General features: G+C 63.7%; 17 protein-coding genes. 6 read left to right on the forward strand and 11 right to left on the reverse strand.

Features of this window, described 5'->3' with window-relative positions:
- Positions 1–111: 111 nt before the first annotated feature.
- The 3 genes from guaB to IAE33_RS09045 all read right to left on the reverse strand — a co-directional run bounded on the left by guaB (position 112) and on the right by IAE33_RS09045 (position 3,093).
- Positions 112–1,581: an IMP dehydrogenase gene (gene guaB, locus IAE33_RS09035; RefSeq protein WP_201163241.1), complete on the reverse strand. Its 1,470-nt coding sequence runs from the start codon at positions 1,579–1,581 to the stop codon at positions 112–114.
- Positions 1,582–1,731: 150 nt separating this feature from the next.
- Positions 1,732–2,286, reverse strand: coding sequence for a hypothetical protein (locus IAE33_RS09040; protein WP_060483444.1), 555 nt, complete (start codon positions 2,284–2,286; stop codon positions 1,732–1,734).
- A 51-nt stretch (positions 2,287–2,337) separates the two neighbouring features.
- Positions 2,338–3,093 carry a sulfite exporter TauE/SafE family protein gene (locus tag IAE33_RS09045; RefSeq protein ID WP_201163293.1) on the reverse strand — a complete coding sequence of 252 codons (756 nt, stop codon included), beginning with the start codon at positions 3,091–3,093 and terminating at the stop codon, positions 2,338–2,340.
- A gap of 114 nt (positions 3,094–3,207) precedes the next feature.
- Here IAE33_RS09045 and IAE33_RS09050 point away from each other — a divergent pair, with 114 nt between their 5' ends.
- The 5 genes from IAE33_RS09050 (at position 3,208) to leuA (ending at position 9,197) form a co-directional block, all read left to right on the forward strand.
- A complete protein-coding gene (locus IAE33_RS09050; protein WP_201163242.1) occupies positions 3,208–4,095 on the forward strand; it encodes a LysR family transcriptional regulator in 888 nt (295 codons plus the stop codon).
- A gap of 50 nt (positions 4,096–4,145) precedes the next feature.
- Positions 4,146–4,892 carry a transglutaminase-like domain-containing protein gene (locus tag IAE33_RS09055; RefSeq protein WP_201163243.1) on the forward strand — a complete coding sequence of 249 codons (747 nt, stop codon included), beginning with the start codon at positions 4,146–4,148 and terminating at the stop codon, positions 4,890–4,892.
- A gap of 79 nt (positions 4,893–4,971) precedes the next feature.
- Entirely contained in the window at positions 4,972–6,351 is a 1,380-nt protein-coding gene (gene xseA, locus IAE33_RS09060; protein ID WP_201163244.1) for an exodeoxyribonuclease VII large subunit, read from the forward strand.
- Positions 6,352–6,354: 3 nt separating this feature from the next.
- Entirely contained in the window at positions 6,355–7,182 is an 828-nt protein-coding gene (locus IAE33_RS09065; protein WP_201163245.1) for a M23 family metallopeptidase, read from the forward strand.
- Between the two features lie 341 nt (positions 7,183–7,523).
- Positions 7,524–9,197, forward strand: a complete 1,674-nt coding sequence (leuA, locus tag IAE33_RS09070) for a 2-isopropylmalate synthase (protein WP_201163246.1) — start codon at positions 7,524–7,526, stop codon at positions 9,195–9,197.
- A gap of 153 nt (positions 9,198–9,350) precedes the next feature.
- Here the strand turns inward: leuA and IAE33_RS09075 are convergent, their stop codons facing one another.
- From IAE33_RS09075 to zwf, 3 genes are read right to left on the reverse strand one after another with little or no spacing between them, the layout of a single operon-like run.
- On the reverse strand, positions 9,351–10,031 hold the full coding sequence (locus IAE33_RS09075) for a bifunctional 4-hydroxy-2-oxoglutarate aldolase/2-dehydro-3-deoxy-phosphogluconate aldolase (RefSeq protein ID WP_201163247.1): 681 nt from the start codon (positions 10,029–10,031) through the stop codon (positions 9,351–9,353).
- 17 nt (positions 10,032–10,048) lie between these two features.
- Positions 10,049–10,789: a 6-phosphogluconolactonase gene (pgl, locus tag IAE33_RS09080; protein ID WP_201163248.1), complete on the reverse strand. Its 741-nt coding sequence runs from the start codon at positions 10,787–10,789 to the stop codon at positions 10,049–10,051.
- Entirely contained in the window at positions 10,761–12,230 is a 1,470-nt protein-coding gene (gene zwf / locus IAE33_RS09085) for a glucose-6-phosphate dehydrogenase (protein ID WP_201163249.1), read from the reverse strand. Before zwf ends, pgl begins: the two co-directional genes overlap by 29 nt.
- Before the next feature lie 210 nt (positions 12,231–12,440).
- Between zwf and hexR the strand changes: the two genes are divergently transcribed.
- A complete protein-coding gene (gene hexR / locus IAE33_RS09090; RefSeq protein WP_169774905.1) occupies positions 12,441–13,304 on the forward strand; it encodes a DNA-binding transcriptional regulator HexR in 864 nt (287 codons plus the stop codon).
- Here hexR and IAE33_RS09095 read toward each other — a convergent pair.
- From IAE33_RS09095 to IAE33_RS09115, 5 genes are all read right to left on the reverse strand, one after another.
- Positions 13,297–14,151 (reverse strand): D-hexose-6-phosphate mutarotase, encoded by an 855-nt coding sequence (locus IAE33_RS09095; protein WP_201163250.1) that lies wholly within the window; start codon positions 14,149–14,151, stop codon positions 13,297–13,299. The genes hexR and IAE33_RS09095 overlap by 8 nt on opposite strands.
- Positions 14,152–14,267: 116 nt before the next feature.
- A complete protein-coding gene (locus IAE33_RS09100; protein ID WP_236406332.1) occupies positions 14,268–15,560 on the reverse strand; it encodes a carbohydrate porin in 1,293 nt (430 codons plus the stop codon).
- Between the two features lie 102 nt (positions 15,561–15,662).
- Positions 15,663–16,817, reverse strand: a complete 1,155-nt coding sequence (locus IAE33_RS09105; protein ID WP_201163252.1) for an ABC transporter ATP-binding protein — start codon at positions 16,815–16,817, stop codon at positions 15,663–15,665.
- A 3-nt stretch (positions 16,818–16,820) separates the two neighbouring features.
- Positions 16,821–17,666: a carbohydrate ABC transporter permease gene (locus IAE33_RS09110; protein ID WP_028631473.1), complete on the reverse strand. Its 846-nt coding sequence runs from the start codon at positions 17,664–17,666 to the stop codon at positions 16,821–16,823.
- Positions 17,659–18,567 (reverse strand): carbohydrate ABC transporter permease, encoded by a 909-nt coding sequence (locus IAE33_RS09115; RefSeq protein WP_201163253.1) that lies wholly within the window; start codon positions 18,565–18,567, stop codon positions 17,659–17,661. The genes IAE33_RS09110 and IAE33_RS09115 overlap by 8 nt, the downstream gene beginning before the upstream one ends.
- Positions 18,568–18,684: the final 117 nt, after the last annotated feature.

Genomic DNA, 18,684 nt, shown 5'->3' on the forward strand with positions numbered 1-18,684 from the left:
TCAGCTGCGAGCTTGAAGCTGCAAGCTGCAAGTTGATCGGGGAAAACGCGGTAGCTGCTGAACGCAGCCACCGCTTGGAGCTTGAAGCGCGAGGCTTACCGCTGCCAGCAATCAGCCGACCCGGTAGTTGGGGGCTTCCTTGGTGATCTGTACGTCGTGCACGTGGGACTCGGCCATGCCGGCACCGGTAATGCGCACGAACTCCGGCTTGGTGCGCATCTCTTCGATGGTCGCGCTGCCGGTGTAGCCCATGGACGAACGCAGGCCGCCCATCAGCTGGTGGATGATCGCGGCCAGCGCGCCTTTATACGGGACACGGCCTTCGATGCCTTCCGGCACCAGCTTCTCGGCGCCGGCCGAGGAGTCCTGGAAGTAGCGGTCGGACGAGCCTTGCGCCTGCGCCATGGCACCCAGCGAACCCATGCCGCGGTAGGCCTTGTAGGAACGGCCCTGGAACAGCTCGACTTCGCCTGGAGCCTCTTCGGTACCGGCAAACATCGAACCCATCATCACGCAGGACGCACCGGCAACGATGGCCTTGGACAGGTCACCGGAGAAGCGGATACCGCCGTCGGCGATCAGCGGCACGCCTGTGCCTTCCAGCGCAGCGGCAACGTTGGCGATGGCGCTGATCTGCGGCACGCCGACACCGGCAACGATACGGGTGGTGCAGATGGAGCCTGGGCCGATACCGACCTTGACCGCATCAGCACCCGCTTCGGCCAGGGCCTTGGCAGCAGCGCCAGTGGCGATGTTGCCGCCGATTACCTGCACGTGCGGGTAGGTTTCCTTGACCCAGCGAACGCGGTCGATCACGCCCTTGGAATGACCGTGGGCGGTGTCCACCACCACCACGTCCACACCGGCAGCGACCAGGGCGGCTACGCGCTCACCGGTGTCCTTGCCAGTGCCGACTGCGGCGCCGACACGCAGGCGACCCTGGTCGTCCTTGCTGGCCAGCGGGTAGGCCTTGGCTTTTTCGATGTCCTTGACGGTCATCATGCCCTTGAGGCTGAACTTGTCGTCGACAATCAGCACCTTTTCAAGGCGGTGCTTGTGCAGCAGCTCGCGCACTTCGTTCTTGTTGGCGCCTTCGCGCACGGTGACCAGCCGCTCTTTGGGCGTCATCACGTCGCGGACCTTGGCGTCCAGGCGGGTTTCGAAGCGTACGTCGCGGGAGGTGACGATACCGACCAGATCACCGTTCTCCAGCACCGGAACGCCGGAGATGTTGTTCAGGCGGGTGAGGTCGAAGAGGTCGCGCACGGTGGCATCGGCTTCGATGGTGATCGGGTCCTTCACCACGCCAGCCTCGAACTTCTTGACCTTGCGCACTTCGCCGGCCTGCTGTTCGATGGTCATGTTCTTGTGAATGATGCCGATGCCGCCTTCCTGGGCCATGGCAATGGCCAGGCGCGCTTCGGTGACGGTGTCCATGGCGGCGGAGACCAGCGGAATGTTCAGCTCGATGCCACGGGTCAAATGGGTCTTGAGACTGACTTCATTGGGCAGTACCTCGGAGTAGCCAGGTACAAGGAGAATGTCGTCGAAGGTCAGGGCTTCTTGGCTGATACGCAGCATCGCGGGGGCTCCCGGGCGGGAAAAATGGAAGCGCGCCATTATACTGATGCACGGCGCGCCGCTCAATGTAAATCAAGCTTCAAGTTACAGGCGGCAGGCTACAGAACGGTGTGTGCCACAGGACCCAGGCCTTGACCGACTGGCACTGGCTTATGCCTTGGCGTTCACCTGCACTACTGCCACCGGCTGGTCGAGCCAGTCGGCGAAGTTGTCGAGGAAGGCCTGGGTGAAGCCGGCCTCGCCCCAGTTGTTGAACATGAAGCCCAGGTTGGAGAAGGCGCACGGTTGCAGGAAGATGAAGCCATTGATGTCATCTTCGAACCCACACAGCGGGCAGGTGAAGTTGTCGCTGACCCCAGGCATCCACTCTTCGAGGCTTTCGAACAGCGGCTCGCCCACCTCGCGCCGGCATTCGGGGCAACCGGCTTCTTCAAGAAACCCCTCGGTGGGGGTATAGATGCAGCGCTTGAGCATCACTTCAAGGCCGTTCACCGCTGTGCCAAACGGCAGCTTTTCGGGGTGCAGGGCCACCTTGCGCGCCCCTTCGGCCAGGGCATGGCCCATGCGGTTGCCGGCTAGCCCGCAGGTGGTCAGTTGCTCCTCGACGACCTTTTCCCGTACCAACCAGCGCAGGATGGCACGGGCACGTGCCTCGTGCACGGGGACGGTAGACAGCCGGGGAACGATGATGCTCTGGGTATTCATGAACGGTACAGGCCTGGGAAGCTGCAAGGGTCGGGCTATTCTACCCCCTGCTCAGGTGCTCAGGTACCGGCCGATGAGCGCCAGGCCGCTGGCCAGTACCAGCCAGGTGACCAGCCGAACGAAGGCTTCGCGCGACAAGCGACAGGCGAGCCTGCGCCCGCACCACAGGCCAACGAACATCACTGGCAGCAAGCACAGGGCGAGCAACAGCAACCCCTTGTCGGCATACACCCCGGCGAGTATGAACAGCGACAGCCGTACCACCGTGCTGCAACTGATCAAGGCGCTCTGGGTGGCACGCACCTGCTCCTTGGCCTCCAGCCGCGCGCTCAGGTAGAGGGCGTAGAGAAACCCGCCACTGCCGAACAGCGCCCCGAACAAACCGCCCACCGTACCCATCGGCGCCGCCCACCAGCCGGCCAGGGTGGCCGGCCGCACCTTTACCGCCAACCCGTACAGCGCATACCCCGTCACGAACAGCCCCATCAACAGCAACAGCACGTCCGACTTGAGCTTCAGCAGGAACACCACGCCCAAGGTACAACCGATGGCCATGAACGGCAGCAGCCGCAGCAACTCGCCACGCACTACATCGCGGCGCGAGGGCAGCAGGTTGCCCAGAGCTGCCACGAAGTCCAGCAACACCAGCAGGGGGATGATCCGGGACAACGGCATGAAGTTGATCAGAATGGGCCCGGCCACCAGCGCGGTACCAAAACCGGCAATGCCGAATACCACATAGGCTGCAGCCACCCCCAGCAGGATGGGCAGCCAGCCGAGCGGGCTGAACGGCAGTTGGGCGAGCAGATCAGCGAGCATCCGGGGCACACCTTATAGTCATTTCAACCTACCTTAACCAGACCACAGGCATGCCGGCTAATATCCAATATCGCCACCCGCCATCTCGAAACGGCATAGCCCATGATCTCTACCCGCCAATTACGCTACTTCGTCGAAATCGCCGAAAGCGGCAGCTTCAGCGCCGCTGCCGAACGCCTGTACATTGCCCAGTCAGCCCTCAGCCGCCAGGTGAAGGAACTGGAGCAGCAACTGGGCACGCCGTTGTTCGAGCGCACCGCCCGCCTGCCTCGCCTGACGGCCGCTGGCGCGGCGTTCCTACCGCGTGCGCGCAACGTGCTGCAAGACCTGGAAAAAGCGGGTGACCTGGCCCGCGCGGTCGGCCAGGGCCTGCGTGGCAGCCTGCGGCTCAGCCATTCCAGCACCGTGCCGCTGACCGGGCTGCTGCTGCAACGCCTCAGTGGCTACCTGCAGGAAAACCCAGAGGTGTGCATGGAAATCGCCCAGCTGTCCTCTGAAGGCCAGCTTGAAGAGCTGGCCCACGGGCGCCTGGATATCGGAATGCTGCGGCTGCCGGTACTGCGTCAACACGAAGGGGTATGCATCGAGCCACTGTTCGATGAGCCGCTGTTATTGGCGGTGGCGGGCCACCACGCCCTGGCCAACCGAAAAAGCATTGGCCTGAACGAGCTGCGTGAGCAACCGTTCATCTCCCTCCCCCATCACCAGCGCGGCGGGTTGAGCTACCTGTCGGCAGAACTGTGCATGGCCGCCGGGTTCTTCCCACGGCCGGCCCAGGTGGTTTCGCGCAAGACCACCCAGTTGCAACTGATTCAGGCCGGGTTCGGGGTGGCGTTGCTGCCGCGGTGCATGCAAGACATCGCCCCCGCTGCACTGCGGTTCATCCCTGTGAACGACCACGGTTGCGTCAGTACGGTGGCGGTTGCCTACCGTCGGGATGCCGGGGCACTGGTCAAGCAATTCAAGGATCACCTGGGCGGCGGCGCTTGACCTTGAAGTAGCTACAGGGTCCACGCTAGGCAAAACACGGAGGTTTTGCAATGAGCATTCAACAGCATTATCTGCAGCCCACGCCGATACTCGACTTCGACGCGCCGGCAATCAGCCGCCTGATTGAAACCCGCGGCTGGCGACAGCTGCCGCCGCAGCGCGGCGCCCAGGCAGTCTACGAGTTTTGCCGCGACGAGATTCTGTTCGGCTACAACGCCGGTGCCGACAGCACACCTGCGTCAGTAACCCTCGAAGAGGGGCTGGGTCACTGCAATACCAAATCGACCCTGTTGATGGCCTTGCTGCGTGCCCTGGGCATCCCTTGCAGGCTACGCGGCTTCACCATCGACAAGCGCCTGCAAAAAGGGGCGCTGACAGCATTTGTCTACTGGCTGGCGCCTCAGGAAATCCTGCACACCTGGGTCGAAGTTTTGCTGGACGGCAGTTGGGTGGTACTGGAGGGAGTGATTCTCGACCAACAGTACCTGCAGGCCGTGCAGGCCCGGTTCAGCGATTGCCGGCATGCTTTCGTGGGGTATGCGGTGGCCACTCCGTCCCTGGCCGAGCCACCTGTTCAATGGACCGGGCGCGACACCTACATACAACGCGAGGGCATTGCCCGCGAACTGGGGCTATATGCTTCGCCCGATGCGTTCTATCGCGAGCACAACACCAACCTCAGCGGGGTAAAAGGTTGGGTGTACCGGCACTTTTTCCACAGGCAGCTGAACGCTAACGTGCAACGGATTCGCGCAGGCGCAAAGGGTGAGCGGCCCTGCGACCACGCCGGTCAATGACCCGCTTGCAAGCACTCGGCAACTGGCAACTACGACACAGGCACGACACCCTGCCCCGCTATCCTTTATAGTGCCGCCCATGATCAGAGACCCTTTCGAACGCCTCGGCCTTGACCGGGAAGTGCTCACCGTCAGCCAACTCAACGGCCGCGCCCGGGTGCTGCTGGAAGACGTATTCCGCAGCGTGTGGGTGGAGGGTGAAATCTCCAACCTGGCCCGCCCTGCCTCCGGGCACATGTACTTCACCCTCAAGGACAGCGGCGCCCAGGTGCGCTGTGCGCTGTTCCGGCAAAACGCCACGCGGGTGCGACAGGCATTGCGCGATGGCCTGGCAGTGCGCGTGCGCGGCAAGGTTTCGCTGTTCGAGGGCCGCGGTGACTACCAGCTCATTCTCGACACGGTCGAGCCGGCCGGTGACGGCGCGTTGCGCCTGGCCTTCGAAGCACTGAAGGAAAAACTCGGCGCCGAGGGGCTGTTCAGCACCGAGCGCAAGCAACCCCTGCCGGCCCACCCGCAGCGCATCGGCATCGTGACCTCCCCCACCGGTGCGGTGATCCGCGACATCATCAGCGTGTTCGCCCGGCGTGCACCCCAGGTGGAACTGAACCTGATCCCCACTGCCGTGCAGGGCCGCGATGCCATCGCGCAGATCGTGCGGGCCCTGCGCCTGGCCGACAGCCAGGGCTTCGATGCGTTGATCCTGGCCCGCGGCGGCGGCTCGCTGGAAGACCTGTGGTGCTTCAACGAAGAAGCCGTAGCGCGGGCCGTGGCCGCCTGCCGCACCCCTGTCGTGAGCGCCGTAGGCCACGAAACGGACGTCTCGATCAGTGACTTTGTCGCCGATGTACGCGCCCCAACCCCCTCGGCTGCCGCCGAACTGCTGGCCCCTGACAGCAGCGGCCTGCAACATCGCCTCGATGGCCTGCAACGGCGCCTGCTGTTGCGCATGCAGAACCGCCTGGCCCATGACCGCCTGCGCGTCGAGTCGCTGGCCCGGCGCCTGCGCCACCCAGGCGAGCGCCTGCGCCAACAGGCCCAGCGCCTGGACGACCTGGACATGCGCCTGCGCCGTGCATTCACGCACACCCTCAACCAGCGCCGCGAACGCATGGTGCGCCTGGAAACCCGGCTGGCCGCGCAGCACCCCGGGCGTGCACTGACGTTGCTCGGCCAGCGCCTGGACAGCCTGGCCGAGCGCCTGCCACGTGCCATGCGCGACGTGCTCAAAGACCGCCGGCAGCGTTTTCAGGCACAACTGCAGACCTTGCAGGTGGTCAGCCCGCTGGCCACCCTGGCACGCGGCTACAGCATCCTGCTGGACGAACGCGGCCAGGCCGTGCGCAGCGCCGAGCAGACCCACAACGGCCAGCGCCTGACGGCCCGCCTCAACGAAGGCGAGCTGCACGTACGCGTCGAAGACAACCACCTGACCCCGGTCACCCTCTCTTTACTGGACTGACACATGCCACGTCTGCTCGCCCCCCTGTTTGCCCTTACCCTCACGCTGCTGGCGACCGGCGCCCAGGCCAGCTACATCACCCGCACCCTGGACAAGCCGGTGCCCGGTGGCGTTGCCGTGGTCGACCTCGGCCCGGCCGCCAGCGCCCCCAGTGCGCGCTTCGACGGCAAACCGGTACTGGTGGTGAAGGAGCAGGGCAACTGGCTGGCGATCGTGGGCATACCGCTTACCCAGAAGCCCGGCAGCGCTGTGCTGCAGCAAGGCAGCCGCAACCTGCCGTTCACCGTGGGCACCAAGCAGTACCCCGAGCAGCGCATCACCCTCAAGAACACCCGCCAGGTAAACCCTAACCCGGCTGACCTCAAGCGGATCGACCGCGAGCTGGCCGAACAGATCAAGGCCTACCGCAGCTTCAGCCCTGGCCTGCCCAGCAACCTGATCCTCGACAAGCCGGTGAATGGGCCGCTGTCGAGCAAGTTCGGCGTGCGCCGCTTCTTCAATGGTGAAGAGCGCAACCCGCATGCTGGCCTGGACTTCGCCGTACCAGCCGGCACGCCGATCAAGACACCCGCCAACGGCCAGGTGATTCTGGTGGGGGACTATTTCTTCAACGGCCGCACGGTGTTCGTCGATCATGGGCAGGGCTTCATCAGCATGTTCTGCCATATGTCCAAGATCGATGTGAAGGTTGGCCAGCCCTTGCGGCGCGGGGACGTGGTGGGGCGCGTGGGCTCGACCGGGCGTGCCACCGGGCCGCACATGCACTGGAATGTCAGCCTGAACGATGCGCGGGTGGACCCGGCCATTTTCATCGGGGCGTTTCAGCCCTGAGATCGGCGGCAGGGCTAGCACGCGCCCTGCTTCCCTCGATTTGCGCCATCGAAAAATACCCAGCAAAAATACAAAAGCCTGAGCTGGATTAGTGCCATAAAATCTCGCAAAATGGCTTTTTTTAAGCATTCCTCTCAATTTTTTTCAAGCGCTTGCCATCCCCCACCCCACTGGTTAGGGTTGAGGGCATGAAAACCTTCAGCACCCTCATTCTGCTCCGACAACATCGCAGCCTTTGCCTGGTCAGCGCTCGACTACCAGGCTGAATCGCGTCGCCTCGCCCCTTACCTCGTTATTGCCCGGCAGGCCCGACCTCGGCCGCACACAAAAGGATTGCTTCCATGACCATGCTCAAAGACCCTTCGAAGAAATACCGCGCGTTCCCGACCATCGACCTGCCTGACCGTACCTGGCCGTCGAAAACCATCACTGCCGCGCCCATCTGGTGCAGCTCGGACCTGCGTGATGGCAACCAGTCGCTGATCGAGCCGATGGACGCGGAGAAGAAGCTGCGTTTCTGGAAGACCTTGGTGCAAGTCGGCGTGAAGGAAATCGAAGCCTCGTTCCCGTCCGCCTCGCAGACTGATTTCGACTTCGTGCGTACGTTGATCGAAGACGGCCACATCCCGGATGACACCACCATTCAGGTGCTCACCCAGGCCCGTGAAGACCTCATCGCCCGTACCTTCGAGTCGCTGCGCGGTGCCAAGAAAGCCATCGTGCACCTGTACAACGCCACCTGCCCGGCCTTCCGCCGCATCGTCTTCAACCAGGACAAGCAGGGCGTGAAGGACATCGCGGTGAACGCGGCCAAGCTGTTCGTCAAATATGCTGCCCAGCAGCCGGAAACCCACTGGACCTTCCAGTATTCGCCCGAAACCTTCAGCGCGACCGAAATGGAATTCGCCAAGGAAGTATGCGACGCGGTGATCGAGGTGTGGAACCCCACCCCTGAGCACAAGCTCATCCTCAACCTGCCGGCCACCGTGGAAGTTGCCACGCCGAATATCTACGCCGACCAGATCGAGTGGTTCTGCCGCAACATCAACCGCCGCGACAGCGTGATCATCAGCCTGCACTGCCACAACGACCGTGGCACCGGCATCGCCGCCACCGAACTGGGCCTGATGGCCGGCGCCGACCGTGCCGAGGGCTGCCTGTTCGGCAACGGCGAGCGTACCGGCAACGTCGACCTGGTCACCCTGGCCCTCAATCTCTATACCCAGGGTATCGACCCGTTGCTGGACTTCTCCGACATCGACGGCGTGCGCAAGGTCGTGGAAGAGTGCAACCAGCTGCCGGTCCACCCGCGCCATCCGTATGTGGGTGACCTGGTACACACCGCCTTCTCCGGCTCGCACCAGGATGCCATCCGCAAAGGCCTGGCCAAACAGCAGGACGGCGCGTTGTGGGAGGTGCCTTACCTGCCGATCGACCCGGCCGATATCGGCCGCAGCTACGAGGCCGTCATCCGTGTGAACAGCCAGTCGGGCAAAGGTGGCATCACCTACCTGCTCGAACAGGAATACGGCATCAGCCTGCCGCGCCGCATGCAAATCGAGTTCAGCCAGGTGGTACAGGGCGAAACCGACCGCCTGGGCCTGGAAATGACCGCCCAGCAGATCTACAGCCTGCTGCACAAGGAATACCTCCAGGCTAATGCGCCCTATGCCTTGGTCAGCCACCGCCTGCAGGAAGAAAACGGCCACAGCGCCGTGGAAGTGGAAGTCGCCGGCGAAGGCGAAACCACCCTGCACTGGCGCGGCAAGGGCAACGGCGCCCTGGAAGCCCTGGTGGCAGGCCTGCCAGTGGCCGTGGAAATCATGGACTACAACGAGCACGCCATTGGCGCGGGCACCAATGCCAAGGCAGCGGCGTACATCGAGTTGCGTGTGGCAGGTGGTCGCCCGGTGCACGGTGTGGGCATCGATGAAAACATCACCACAGCCAGCTTCAAAGCCCTGTTCAGCGCGCTGAACCGCTCGCTGAGCCAGCAGGAAGCCAAGGCGGCCTGATCAGCCATCGCGAGCCACCTCGCTCCACCGGAGGCCACGCTTCCCGGCAGGAGCGAGCCAAGTTTGCGATGCGCCGCCTGCGGCGCACCTTCCCCAGGCCAAAAAAAAGGGCGCCGACCAAGCGCCCTAAAAGCCGTAAAGCACACAACAAATTCAGTTGCCTTCAACCAGCGCCATCGCCTCGGCGCTGCAGGCCTGGATCCGCGCCCAGTCGCCGTTCTTGACCCAGTTGCTGTCCAGCATCCAGGTGCCCCCCACGCACATCACATTCGGCAGCGCCATGTAATTGCGCACATTGGCCGGGTTCACGCCGCCCGTTGGGCAGAAACGGACATCGCCGAACGGCCCGCCGAAGGCCTTGATCGCGGCAACCCCACCACTGATCTCTGCCGGGAACAGCTTGAAGCGGCGATAGCCCAGCGCATAACCCATCATGATCTCGGACGGTGTGCTGATACCCGGCAGCAGCGGTATCTCGCTCTCCACACCCGCCAGCAGGATGTCCTGGGTAATGCCCGGGGTCACCACGAACTGGGCACCAGCAGCCTCGACCGCGGCAAACATTTTACGATCGAGCACGGTACCTGCGCCCACGCACAACTCTGGGCGCTGCTCACGCAGCACCTGGATGGCCTTCAGCCCGTGCTGCGAGCGCAGCGTTACTTCCAGCGTGCGGATGCCACCTGCTGCCAGTGCGTCAGCCAGTGGCAGGATGTCTTGCTCGCGGGCAATGGTAATCACCGGCAGGATGCGCGCCGCTTCGCAGATGGCGTCGACCCGGTCGGCTTTCCCGGCCATGGAAAGCAGGGGCTGTGGGCGTTCGAGGGTGGTCATGACTGTGGATCCTTGGCTCATGGGCACCAGTAGATGTCCAGGGGGGCATGTAGAAAGGCGCGAATCGGCATTTGCGCGAGGTCGTTGCCAGCCAGCGCGGCGCGCAGGGTAGCGAGTTTGCCCTGCCCTTGCACGGACAGCGCAGTGAAAGCGGCGCCCGCCAGCAGCGAGCGGGTCATGGACAGCCGCTGGTGCGGTACCACCGGCGCGAGCATTGGCAAACAGCGACGCGGGTGGGTGGTGTCCAGCCCCAAGGCCAGGTTGGGGCTGCCGGGGAAAAGCGAGGCGGTGTGCCCGTCATCCCCCATGCCCAGCACCAACACGTCTATCGGCGGCAGCTCGGCCAATCCCTGGTCGGCCAGCTCGGCGGCCACCTCGAGGTTGGGCGCCTGCTGGTACAGGCCGAGGAAGCGGGCCTTGGCAGCAGCGCCCTTGAACAGATGCCGAGCCAGTAGTCCGGCGTTGCTGTCCGCATGTTCGACCGGCACCCAGCGCTCATCGGCCAGGCTGACCGTGACGTTGTTCCAGTCCAGAGGCTGGCCGGCCAGTTGTTCCAGGAAAGCCACCGGGCTGCGCCCACCCGACAACACCACGCAGGCATGCCCTTTGGCGGCAATGGCGGCGCGCAGGCGTGCAGCCACGTCTTCGGCCAGCGTTGTAGCCAGGGTACGGGCATCTGCCAGGGCGTGCGCTGTAGCGCTCGCGGGCAGTTGCAGTTCAGATATCGCCTCAGATGTCGCCATACCAGGCCCTCCCATCGCGTGTGATCAATGCAATCGAGCTCATCGGCCCCCAACTGCCGGCCGCATATGGCTTGGGGGCGTCACCGGCGTTACGCCAGCCGGCGATCAGCTGGTCGCACCACTGCCAGGCGTGCTCGATCTCATCCTTGCGCACGAACAGGTTCTGGTTGCCACGCATCACTTCGAGCAACAAGCGCTCGTAGGCATCCGGAATCCGCGCACTGCGCCAGGCATCGGAAAAATTCAGCTGCAACGGGCCGCTGCGCAATTGCATGCCCTTGTCCAGCCCCTGCTCCTTGGTCATGACCCGCAACGAAATACCTTCATCAGGCTGCAGGCGAATGATCAGCTTGTTCCCCACCTGCAAACGTTGTTCCGGGGCAAAGATATAGTGGGGCGTTTCCTTGAAGTGGATGACGATCTGCGACAGTTTTTGCGGCATGCGCTTGCCGGTACGCAGGTAGAACGGCACACCCGACCAGCGCCAGTTGCGAATGTCGGCGCGCAAGGCCACGAACGTCTCGGTGTCGCTCTGGGCGTTGGCGTTGTCTTCTTCAAGGTAACCGGGTACCGGCTTGCCATCGCTGTAGCCGGCAATGTACTGGCCACGCACCACACGGGTGCTCAGCCCATCGCCGGTGATCGGGGCCAATGCCTTGAGCACCTTTACCTTCTCGTCGCGGATGGCGTCTGCGGACAGTTCGCTGGGCGGGTCCATGGCGATCAGGCACAGCAGCTGCAGCAGGTGGTTCTGAATCATGTCGCGCAGTTGCCCTGCCTTGTCGAAGTAGCCCCAGCGGCCTTCGATGCCGACCTTCTCGGCCACGGTGATTTCCACGTGGGAGATGGAGTTCTGGTTCCACTGGGTTTCGAACAGGCTGTTGGCAAAGCGCAGGGCAATCAGGTTCTGCACCGTTTCCTTGCCCAGGTAGTGGTCGATGCGGTACACGCGGTTCTCCGGGAAGAACCGCGCCACGGCGTCGTTGACCCGGCGCGACGACTCAAGGTCGTGCCCAATGGGCTTTTCAAGCACCACACGGGTGCGCGCACTGAGGCCTGCGTTGTCCAGGTTTTCGCAGATCGCCCCGTACACCGCGGCGGCAGTGGCAAAGTAGGCAATCAACGGCTGCTCGCCCGGCACCTGCTCGGCCAGGGCTTGATAACCCTCGGGCTGAAGAAAATCCAGGTGCTGGTAATGCAGCCGGGCCAGGAAGCGAGCGAGTGCCACCGGCTCCAGGTCCGCTTGGGCCACGTGCTGGCGCAGGTGCGCTTCGATGGTGTTCAGGTGGTCCTGGGCGCTGCCCGCCTCACGGGCCAGCGCCAGCAGGCGCGTCTGGGGGTGCAGCAGGTTGGCCCGGTCGAGTTGGTACAGCGCAGGAAACAGCTTGCGCAGCGCCAGGTCGCCCAAGGCGCCAAACAGGGCAAAGGTGCAAGGTTCGACACTGATTGCAGCCATGATGTTGGTTCTTTCCTAAAGTTGGACTAGGAATACCGCTTTCACATACGGTTTTCAAGGGATAATGTAGTAAAAACCATAACATTAGACAGAAGTACGACAGACAAGTGGTGCGCAACCCGCACCGCCAGTACGATAGACGACCGTGCAAAAGGCCTGCTGCTCCCACAGCCGCCTGTCTTCCCGACCCAAGGACACCCCATGGACCGCGTGAGAAACCTCCTGGAACAGATCCAGGGACGCCTCGACGAGCTGAACAAGGCCGAACGCAAAGTCGCCGAAGTCATTCTGCTCAACCCGCAACAAGCCACCCGTTTCAGCATCGCCGCACTGGCCCAGGCGGCCAAGGTCAGCGAGCCTACCGTCAACCGCTTCTGCCGTTCGTTCGGCGTTAGCGGCTACCCCGAACTGAAGCTGCAGCTGGCGCAGAGCCTGGCCAGCGGCGCCGCCTATGTCAGCCGGGCGGTGGAGGCCGACGATGACCCGGCGGCCTATACCCAGAAGATCTTCGCCAGCGCCATCGCTTCGCTCGACAGCGCCTGCCAGCAGCTCGACCCGCAGCAAGTCAGCCGCGCCGTGGACATGATGATCCAGGCCCGGCAGATCCATTTCTTCGGCCTGGGCGCCTCTGCCCCGGTGGCGCTGGACGCCCAGCACAAGTTCTTCCGCTTCAACCTGGCCGTGTCGGCCCACGCCGACGTGCTGATGCAACGCATGCTGGCCTCGGTGGCGCATACCGGCGACCTGTTCGTGATCATTTCCTACACCGGGCGTACCCGCGAACTGGTCGAGGTGGCGCGCCTGGCGCGGGAAAACGGCGCCTCGGTACTGGGCCTGACTGCTGCCGGTTCACCGCTGGCCAATGCCTGCAGCCTCAGCCTGCACATTCCGCTGCCCGAGGACACCGACATCTACATGCCCATGACCTCGCGCATCATCCAGCTGACCGTACTCGACGTACTGGCCACCGGCATGACCCTGCGCCGCGGTGTGGACTTCCAGCCGCACCTGCGCAAGATCAAGGAAAGCCTCAACGCCAGCCGCTACCCCATCGAGGACGACGAGCTCAACTGAGCCGGTGCGCTTGCAGGCTCAGGTGCGCGCGCTGCCCCGGTGCCAGGCTCAGGCCTTCGTCACTGCCGCTGGCCGCTTCGACGCACACGAAGCGCTGGCACTCGCGGCCCGTCACACCCAGTAAAGGCCGGCTGCCCGGGTGCCAGACCACCGTGTCATCGCTGTCACCGGTGTCGATGCACAGCTCGCGCTGCCAGGCCGGGTCCTGCAACTGCACACGGGGTATGCCCGGGTACACCCGCTGGCAGCCGCCCTTGAGCTTCAAGGCGCCACCCTGGCGGCAGGCCTGACGGCTGAGCCGGTCATAACCTTCGATGTCTTCCAGCCCGGACAGCGCTATCTCGGATACGTCACTGATACGCCAGTACGCCAGCAGCGCATGGCTCAGCTGGCAAGGCTCGCTGTCCTGGTGCTCGGTGCTCAGGCTCAGCTCCATGCGGCTGCCCAACTGGGCGTGCAGGTCCACCTGCCAATCGCAAAGCTCCAGCCGCCACCTGAGGCTGACCCCCTGCTCGTCCTCCTGGCTGTCCATCAGCTTCCAGTCCAGCAACCGCGCCCAGCCATGGGCTGGCCACAAATCCTCGCTAGGGTGGCGGCCATACCACGGCCAGCACACCGGCACACCGCCGCGGATGGCACCCACCTGCGGCCACTGCTCGGCGCACCACAGCCAGGGCCGTTCGCCTGCCGGTTGGAAGTGCAGCAGTTGCGCGCCCTGGCGGCTGAACACCGCCTGGCAGCGGGGGTGATCGATGACCAGCACATCACGCTGCTGGTAACGCTCCCACTCGAACGTCGGCCGCGGCCGCTGCGAGGCAAAGAAGCGATGAAGCGGATGTTCCGGCATGGTTCAGGGCTCTTGTTGTTTGAGGTAGCGCTGTCTCGGCCTGTCCCGCTACCCACTGCTGGGCAGTGGGTAGCGGGCGCCAAAAAGGGATTGGCGTAAATTTACAACAAATGGCGTCAGAATGACGACTGAATCTTCAGGCCTGCGACCAGCGCGTTATCCACTTCGTCCACCCCGCCCGGGCTCTTGATGTACTGCAGGTTGGGGCGCACGGTCAGCCAGTTGGTCACGTGGAAACCGTAGTACAGCTCCGCGTTGTACTCGGTGCGCTGCAGCGGCACGAAGCCCGGGTTGTCGTAATCGTCGATGCCGCTTTGCGCGTTGAGCTGCTGCGCGCGCTTGCGCACATCGTCGTTGACATGGATACGCGCGATACCAAAGCCGATGTCGTCTTTGGGGCGTGCATCGAACGCGCCTTTGTACACCATGCCCACCTGCTGGTAGTTGTCCACCACGTTGGTGGCCTTGTCATGCACGGTGAAGTTGGCGAACAGGCTGAGGCCACGGTTGACGTCCCCGGCCTGGGCCGTGACTTGCTGCTGCGCCACCACCCACCAGCCATGCTTGCTGGAATGGGACTTGAAGCCCGACCCGCTGATGCCCTGGGCATTGCCGTTCACGTCCTTGTAAACGTCCTGGGCGTCGGCAGTGCTGTAGTAGTAACCCAGGCGGTACTCGCCCGGCAGGCCGTTGACCTTGGGCGACCAGACCATTTCCACCGGCAGGATCGCCCCCTTGGTGCCGCTGCCGCTGAGCTTGAAGCCATTGCCGGTTTCCAGGTTGGAGGGGTTCTGCTCGTAGGCGCCCACCTGCACGAAGAACTCCGGCGTGATGTTGTACTTGACCCGCAGCGCCCACTGGCTCACCGGCCAGTTGTACCAGATGCCGCCCACCCAGTTGCCCACCTGGGAGCCGCAGAACGACAAGTTCTGGAAGTCGCACGGGAAGCTGTTGAAGTCCTCGCCCTCGCCAAACCGACCGAATTTCACGTCCAGTGCGCCATCGAAGTACTTCTGCTTGATCCACATCTGGGTCAGGCGCCAGGTCTGGCCACGGCCCCATACTTCCTGCACCGAGCTGAACTGCCCGGCGCGCGGGTCGCTGATGCGGTCGTTGGACAGGTTGCGGCCGCTACGCTCGGTGATCGCCAGCTTGAACTCGGCATCGTGCCAGCCAAGAATCTTTTGCAGGTCCAGGTGCGCGCCCAAGGCAAACTGATCGCTGTAGCGCGCCGTCTTGTCGTGGTTGTAGCCGCCGCGCAGGTTACCGGCCACCTCCCCCACGTAGTCGACGGTGAAGTCGTAACCCTTGTCGAGCAGCTCGGTACGGGTGCCACCCCAGTCCCCGGTCATCCATTTTGATTCACTGGAAAAGGCCTCGGCAGCTTGAGCGGCAGTGCTGCAGGCCATTGCCAGCGGTGCCAACAGGGCCAATGAGCCCCAGGCGGTGGTACGTTTGCGCTGTTCCATCCCTTTACGTCCTCTTTTTTCTTATTTGATGGTGTTGACGAGTCAACGGCCCGTACTGGCAGCCGCGTTGTCCATTACGCTTGCGGTGGTGCTGGCCAGGCGCAGCCGTTCGCCGCTTGCAGCGTCGAACAGCAGCACCCGTGCCGGGTCGAATTGCAGGGCAAGCGTGTCACCCACCCGGCACGCCACATCCGGCGCCAGTCGGCAACACACCTTGGTGTGGTTGAGGGTGACGAACACCAGCAGGTCGGGGCCGGTGGGTTCGGTAACCTGCACCTCGGCGCGGATGCCGGGCAGGCCATTGGCCTGCGCACCGCCCAGGGCGATCTGCTCGGGGCGGATACCCAGTATGACCTCGCGCCCTTCCAGCTCGGCAGCAGCGCCGGGCAACGGCAATTCGCAACGCGCCTGGCCACTGTCCAGCACGGCCACCAGGCAGCCGCCCTGCGCCGTCACCCGCACGGGCACGAAGTTCATGGGCGGCGAGCCGATGAAGCTGGCGACGAACTGGTTGGCAGGGTCGTTGTAGATCTGCTGCGGGGTGCCGAACTGCTGGATGATGCCGTCCTTCATCACCGCCACCTTGTCACCCAGGGTCATGGCCTCGATCTGGTCGTGGGTGACATACACGGTGGTGGTTTTCAGGCGCTGGTGCATCAGTTTCATTTCGGTGCGCATCTCTACGCGCAGCTTGGCATCGAGGTTGGACAACGGCTCATCGAACAGGTAGATCTTCGGCCTGCGCGCCAACGCACGGCCCATGGCCACCCGCTGCTGCTGGCCGCCAGACAACTGCGCGGGCTTGCGCGCCAGCAGGTGCTCGATCTGCAGCAGCTTGGCCACCCGCGCCACCTCTTCGTCGATGGCCGCCTGGGGCATCTTGCGGATCTTCAGGCCGAACTCGATGTTTTCCCGCACGCTCATGGTGGGGTACAGCGCATAGGACTGGAACACCATGGCGATGTCGCGGTCCTTGGGGCTCATGCCGCTGACGTCCTGCTGGTCGATCAGAATGGCGCCGCCAGTGATCTGCTCAAGGCCAGCGATGCAGTTCATCAGCGTGGATTTACCGCAGCCCGAGGGCCCTACCAAAATCAGAAACTCCCCGTCCTTGATGGCCAGCTGAATATCCTTGAGGGTGTCCGGCAGGCCGCTGCCGTAGGTCTTGTTCACATTGCGAAGTTCGAGCGTTGCCATGACTTACCCCTTGACTGCGCCGGCCGTGAGCCCGCGCACGAAATATTTGCCTGCCACCACATAGACCAGCAGCGTCGGCAGCCCGGCGATCATTGCCGCGGCCATGTCGACGTTGTATTCCTTGGCCCCGGTGCTGGTGTTGACCAGGTTGTTCAGGGCCACGGTGATCGGTTGCGAGTCGCCGCTGGAAAACACCACGCCAAACAGAAAGTCGTTCCAGATCTGGGTGAACTGCCAGATCAGGCAGACCATGATGATGGGCGTGGACATGGGCAGGATGATGCGCCGGAAGATGGTGAAGAACCCGGCCCCGTCCAGCCGTGCGGCCTTCACCAGAGCATCAGGGATGCTCACGTAGAAGTTGCGGAAGAACAGCGTGGTAAACGCCAGGCCGTAGACCACGTGCACCAGCACCAGCCCGGTGGTGGTGCTGGCCAGCCCCAGCTTGCCCAAGGTAAACGAGGCGGGCAGCAGCACGGTCTGGAACGGCAGGAAGCAGCCGAACAGCAACAGCCCGAAAAAAAGCTGCGAGCCGCGGAACCGCCACATCGACAGCACGTAGCCGTTCAGCGCACCGATGGCAGTGGAAATGGCCACCGCCGGCACGGTGATCAATATCGAGTTCCAGAAGTAGCCACTCACCGTGCCCCAGGCCTTGACCCACCCCACAGTGGTGATCGCCGTCGGCCAGCTCAGCAGGTTGCCGGTACCGATGTCTTCGGGGGTTTTGAAGCTGGTCAGCAGCATCACCACCAGCGGTACCAGGTACAGCAGTACCGCCACCAGCAGCACGGCATGGATGGCCAGCCGCGCCGGGCTCAAGGCCGGTTTGTCGACAGCGCTATGCATGGCGTTTGCTCCGCAGTTCGGAATACAGGTAGGGCACCAGGATGGCCAGCACGGCGCCCAGCATCAGAATGGCACTGGCCGAGCCCATGCCCATCTGCCCACGGCTGAAGGTGAACGAGTACATGAACATGGCCGGCAGGTCGGACGAATAGCCCGGGCCACCTGCGGTCATCGCTGCCACTAGGTCGAAGCTCTTGATGGCGATGTGCGACAGGATCATCACGGCGCTGAAGAACACCGGGCGCAGGCTGGGCAGCACCACCTTCCAGTAGATGCGCGGCAGGCTGGCACCGTCGATCTGCGCCGCACGGATGATCGACGGGTCGACGCCGCGCAAACCCGCCAGGAACATCGCCATGATGAACCCGGACGCCTGCCACACCGCCGCAATCACCAGGCAGTACACCACCCGGTCAGGGTCGATCAGCCAGTCCAGGCGAAAACCCTCCCAGCCCCAGTCGCGCAGCAGCTTGTCCAGGCCCATGCCCGGGTTCAGCAGCCACTTCCAGGCCGTACCGGTGACGATCATCGACAGTGCCATGGGGTACAGGTAAATGGTGCGGATGAAGCCTTCGCGGCGGATGCGCTGGTCCAGCAGCACCGCTAGCAACACGCCGATGGCCAGGCTGATGGCGATGAACAGGCCACCGAACACCAGCAGGTTCTTGCTCGCCACCCACCAGCGGTCGTTGTCGAACAGCCGCACATACTGGGCCAGCCCCGCCCACTTGTAAGTGGGCAAGAAGGTCGAGGTGGTGAAGGACAGCACGAAGGTCCAGAGGATGTAGCCGTAGAACCCTACCAGCACGATGAACATGCTGGGCGCCAGTACCAGTTTAGGTAGCCAGCGCTGCAAGGCGTCCAGGGGGGATGCCCGCAGTTTCGCGGTTGCTGTAGTCATGGTGTGATTACCCGGGGCCTGGGCAGCCCCTTGTACAAGTCAGTCCCGGCCCTGCCGCCAGCCAGCCCGCGCCACACAGGCATGCCTGCAGGCGCCGGCTGGCCGGCGATACGGCCA

It is taken from the genome of Pseudomonas sp. S60 (assembly GCF_016647865.1).
Classification (GTDB): domain Bacteria; phylum Pseudomonadota; class Gammaproteobacteria; order Pseudomonadales; family Pseudomonadaceae; genus Aquipseudomonas; species Aquipseudomonas parafulva.

Excerpts from the sequence above, each read along its gene's own strand:
- guaB (WP_201163241.1), bottom strand. The coding sequence starts at position 1,581 with ATGCTGCGTATCAGCCAAGAAGCCCTGACCTTCGACGACATTCTCCTT.
- IAE33_RS09040 (WP_060483444.1), bottom strand. The coding sequence starts at position 2,286 with ATGAATACCCAGAGCATCATCGTTCCCCGGCTGTCTACCGTCCCCGTG.
- IAE33_RS09050 (WP_201163242.1), top strand. The coding sequence starts at position 3,208 with ATGATCTCTACCCGCCAATTACGCTACTTCGTCGAAATCGCCGAAAGC.
- IAE33_RS09055 (WP_201163243.1), top strand. The coding sequence starts at position 4,146 with ATGAGCATTCAACAGCATTATCTGCAGCCCACGCCGATACTCGACTTC.
- xseA (WP_201163244.1), top strand. The coding sequence starts at position 4,972 with ATGATCAGAGACCCTTTCGAACGCCTCGGCCTTGACCGGGAAGTGCTC.
- IAE33_RS09065 (WP_201163245.1), top strand. The coding sequence starts at position 6,355 with ATGCCACGTCTGCTCGCCCCCCTGTTTGCCCTTACCCTCACGCTGCTG.
- leuA (WP_201163246.1), top strand. The coding sequence starts at position 7,524 with ATGACCATGCTCAAAGACCCTTCGAAGAAATACCGCGCGTTCCCGACC.
- IAE33_RS09075 (WP_201163247.1), bottom strand. The coding sequence starts at position 10,031 with ATGACCACCCTCGAACGCCCACAGCCCCTGCTTTCCATGGCCGGGAAA.
- pgl (WP_201163248.1), bottom strand. The coding sequence starts at position 10,789 with ATGGGAGGGCCTGGTATGGCGACATCTGAGGCGATATCTGAACTGCAA.
- zwf (WP_201163249.1), bottom strand. The coding sequence starts at position 12,230 with ATGGCTGCAATCAGTGTCGAACCTTGCACCTTTGCCCTGTTTGGCGCC.
- IAE33_RS09095 (WP_201163250.1), bottom strand. The coding sequence starts at position 14,151 with ATGCCGGAACATCCGCTTCATCGCTTCTTTGCCTCGCAGCGGCCGCGG.
- IAE33_RS09100 (WP_236406332.1), bottom strand. The coding sequence starts at position 15,560 with ATGGCCTGCAGCACTGCCGCTCAAGCTGCCGAGGCCTTTTCCAGTGAA.
- IAE33_RS09105 (WP_201163252.1), bottom strand. The coding sequence starts at position 16,817 with ATGGCAACGCTCGAACTTCGCAATGTGAACAAGACCTACGGCAGCGGC.
- IAE33_RS09110 (WP_028631473.1), bottom strand. The coding sequence starts at position 17,666 with ATGCATAGCGCTGTCGACAAACCGGCCTTGAGCCCGGCGCGGCTGGCC.
- IAE33_RS09115 (WP_201163253.1), bottom strand. The coding sequence starts at position 18,567 with ATGACTACAGCAACCGCGAAACTGCGGGCATCCCCCCTGGACGCCTTG.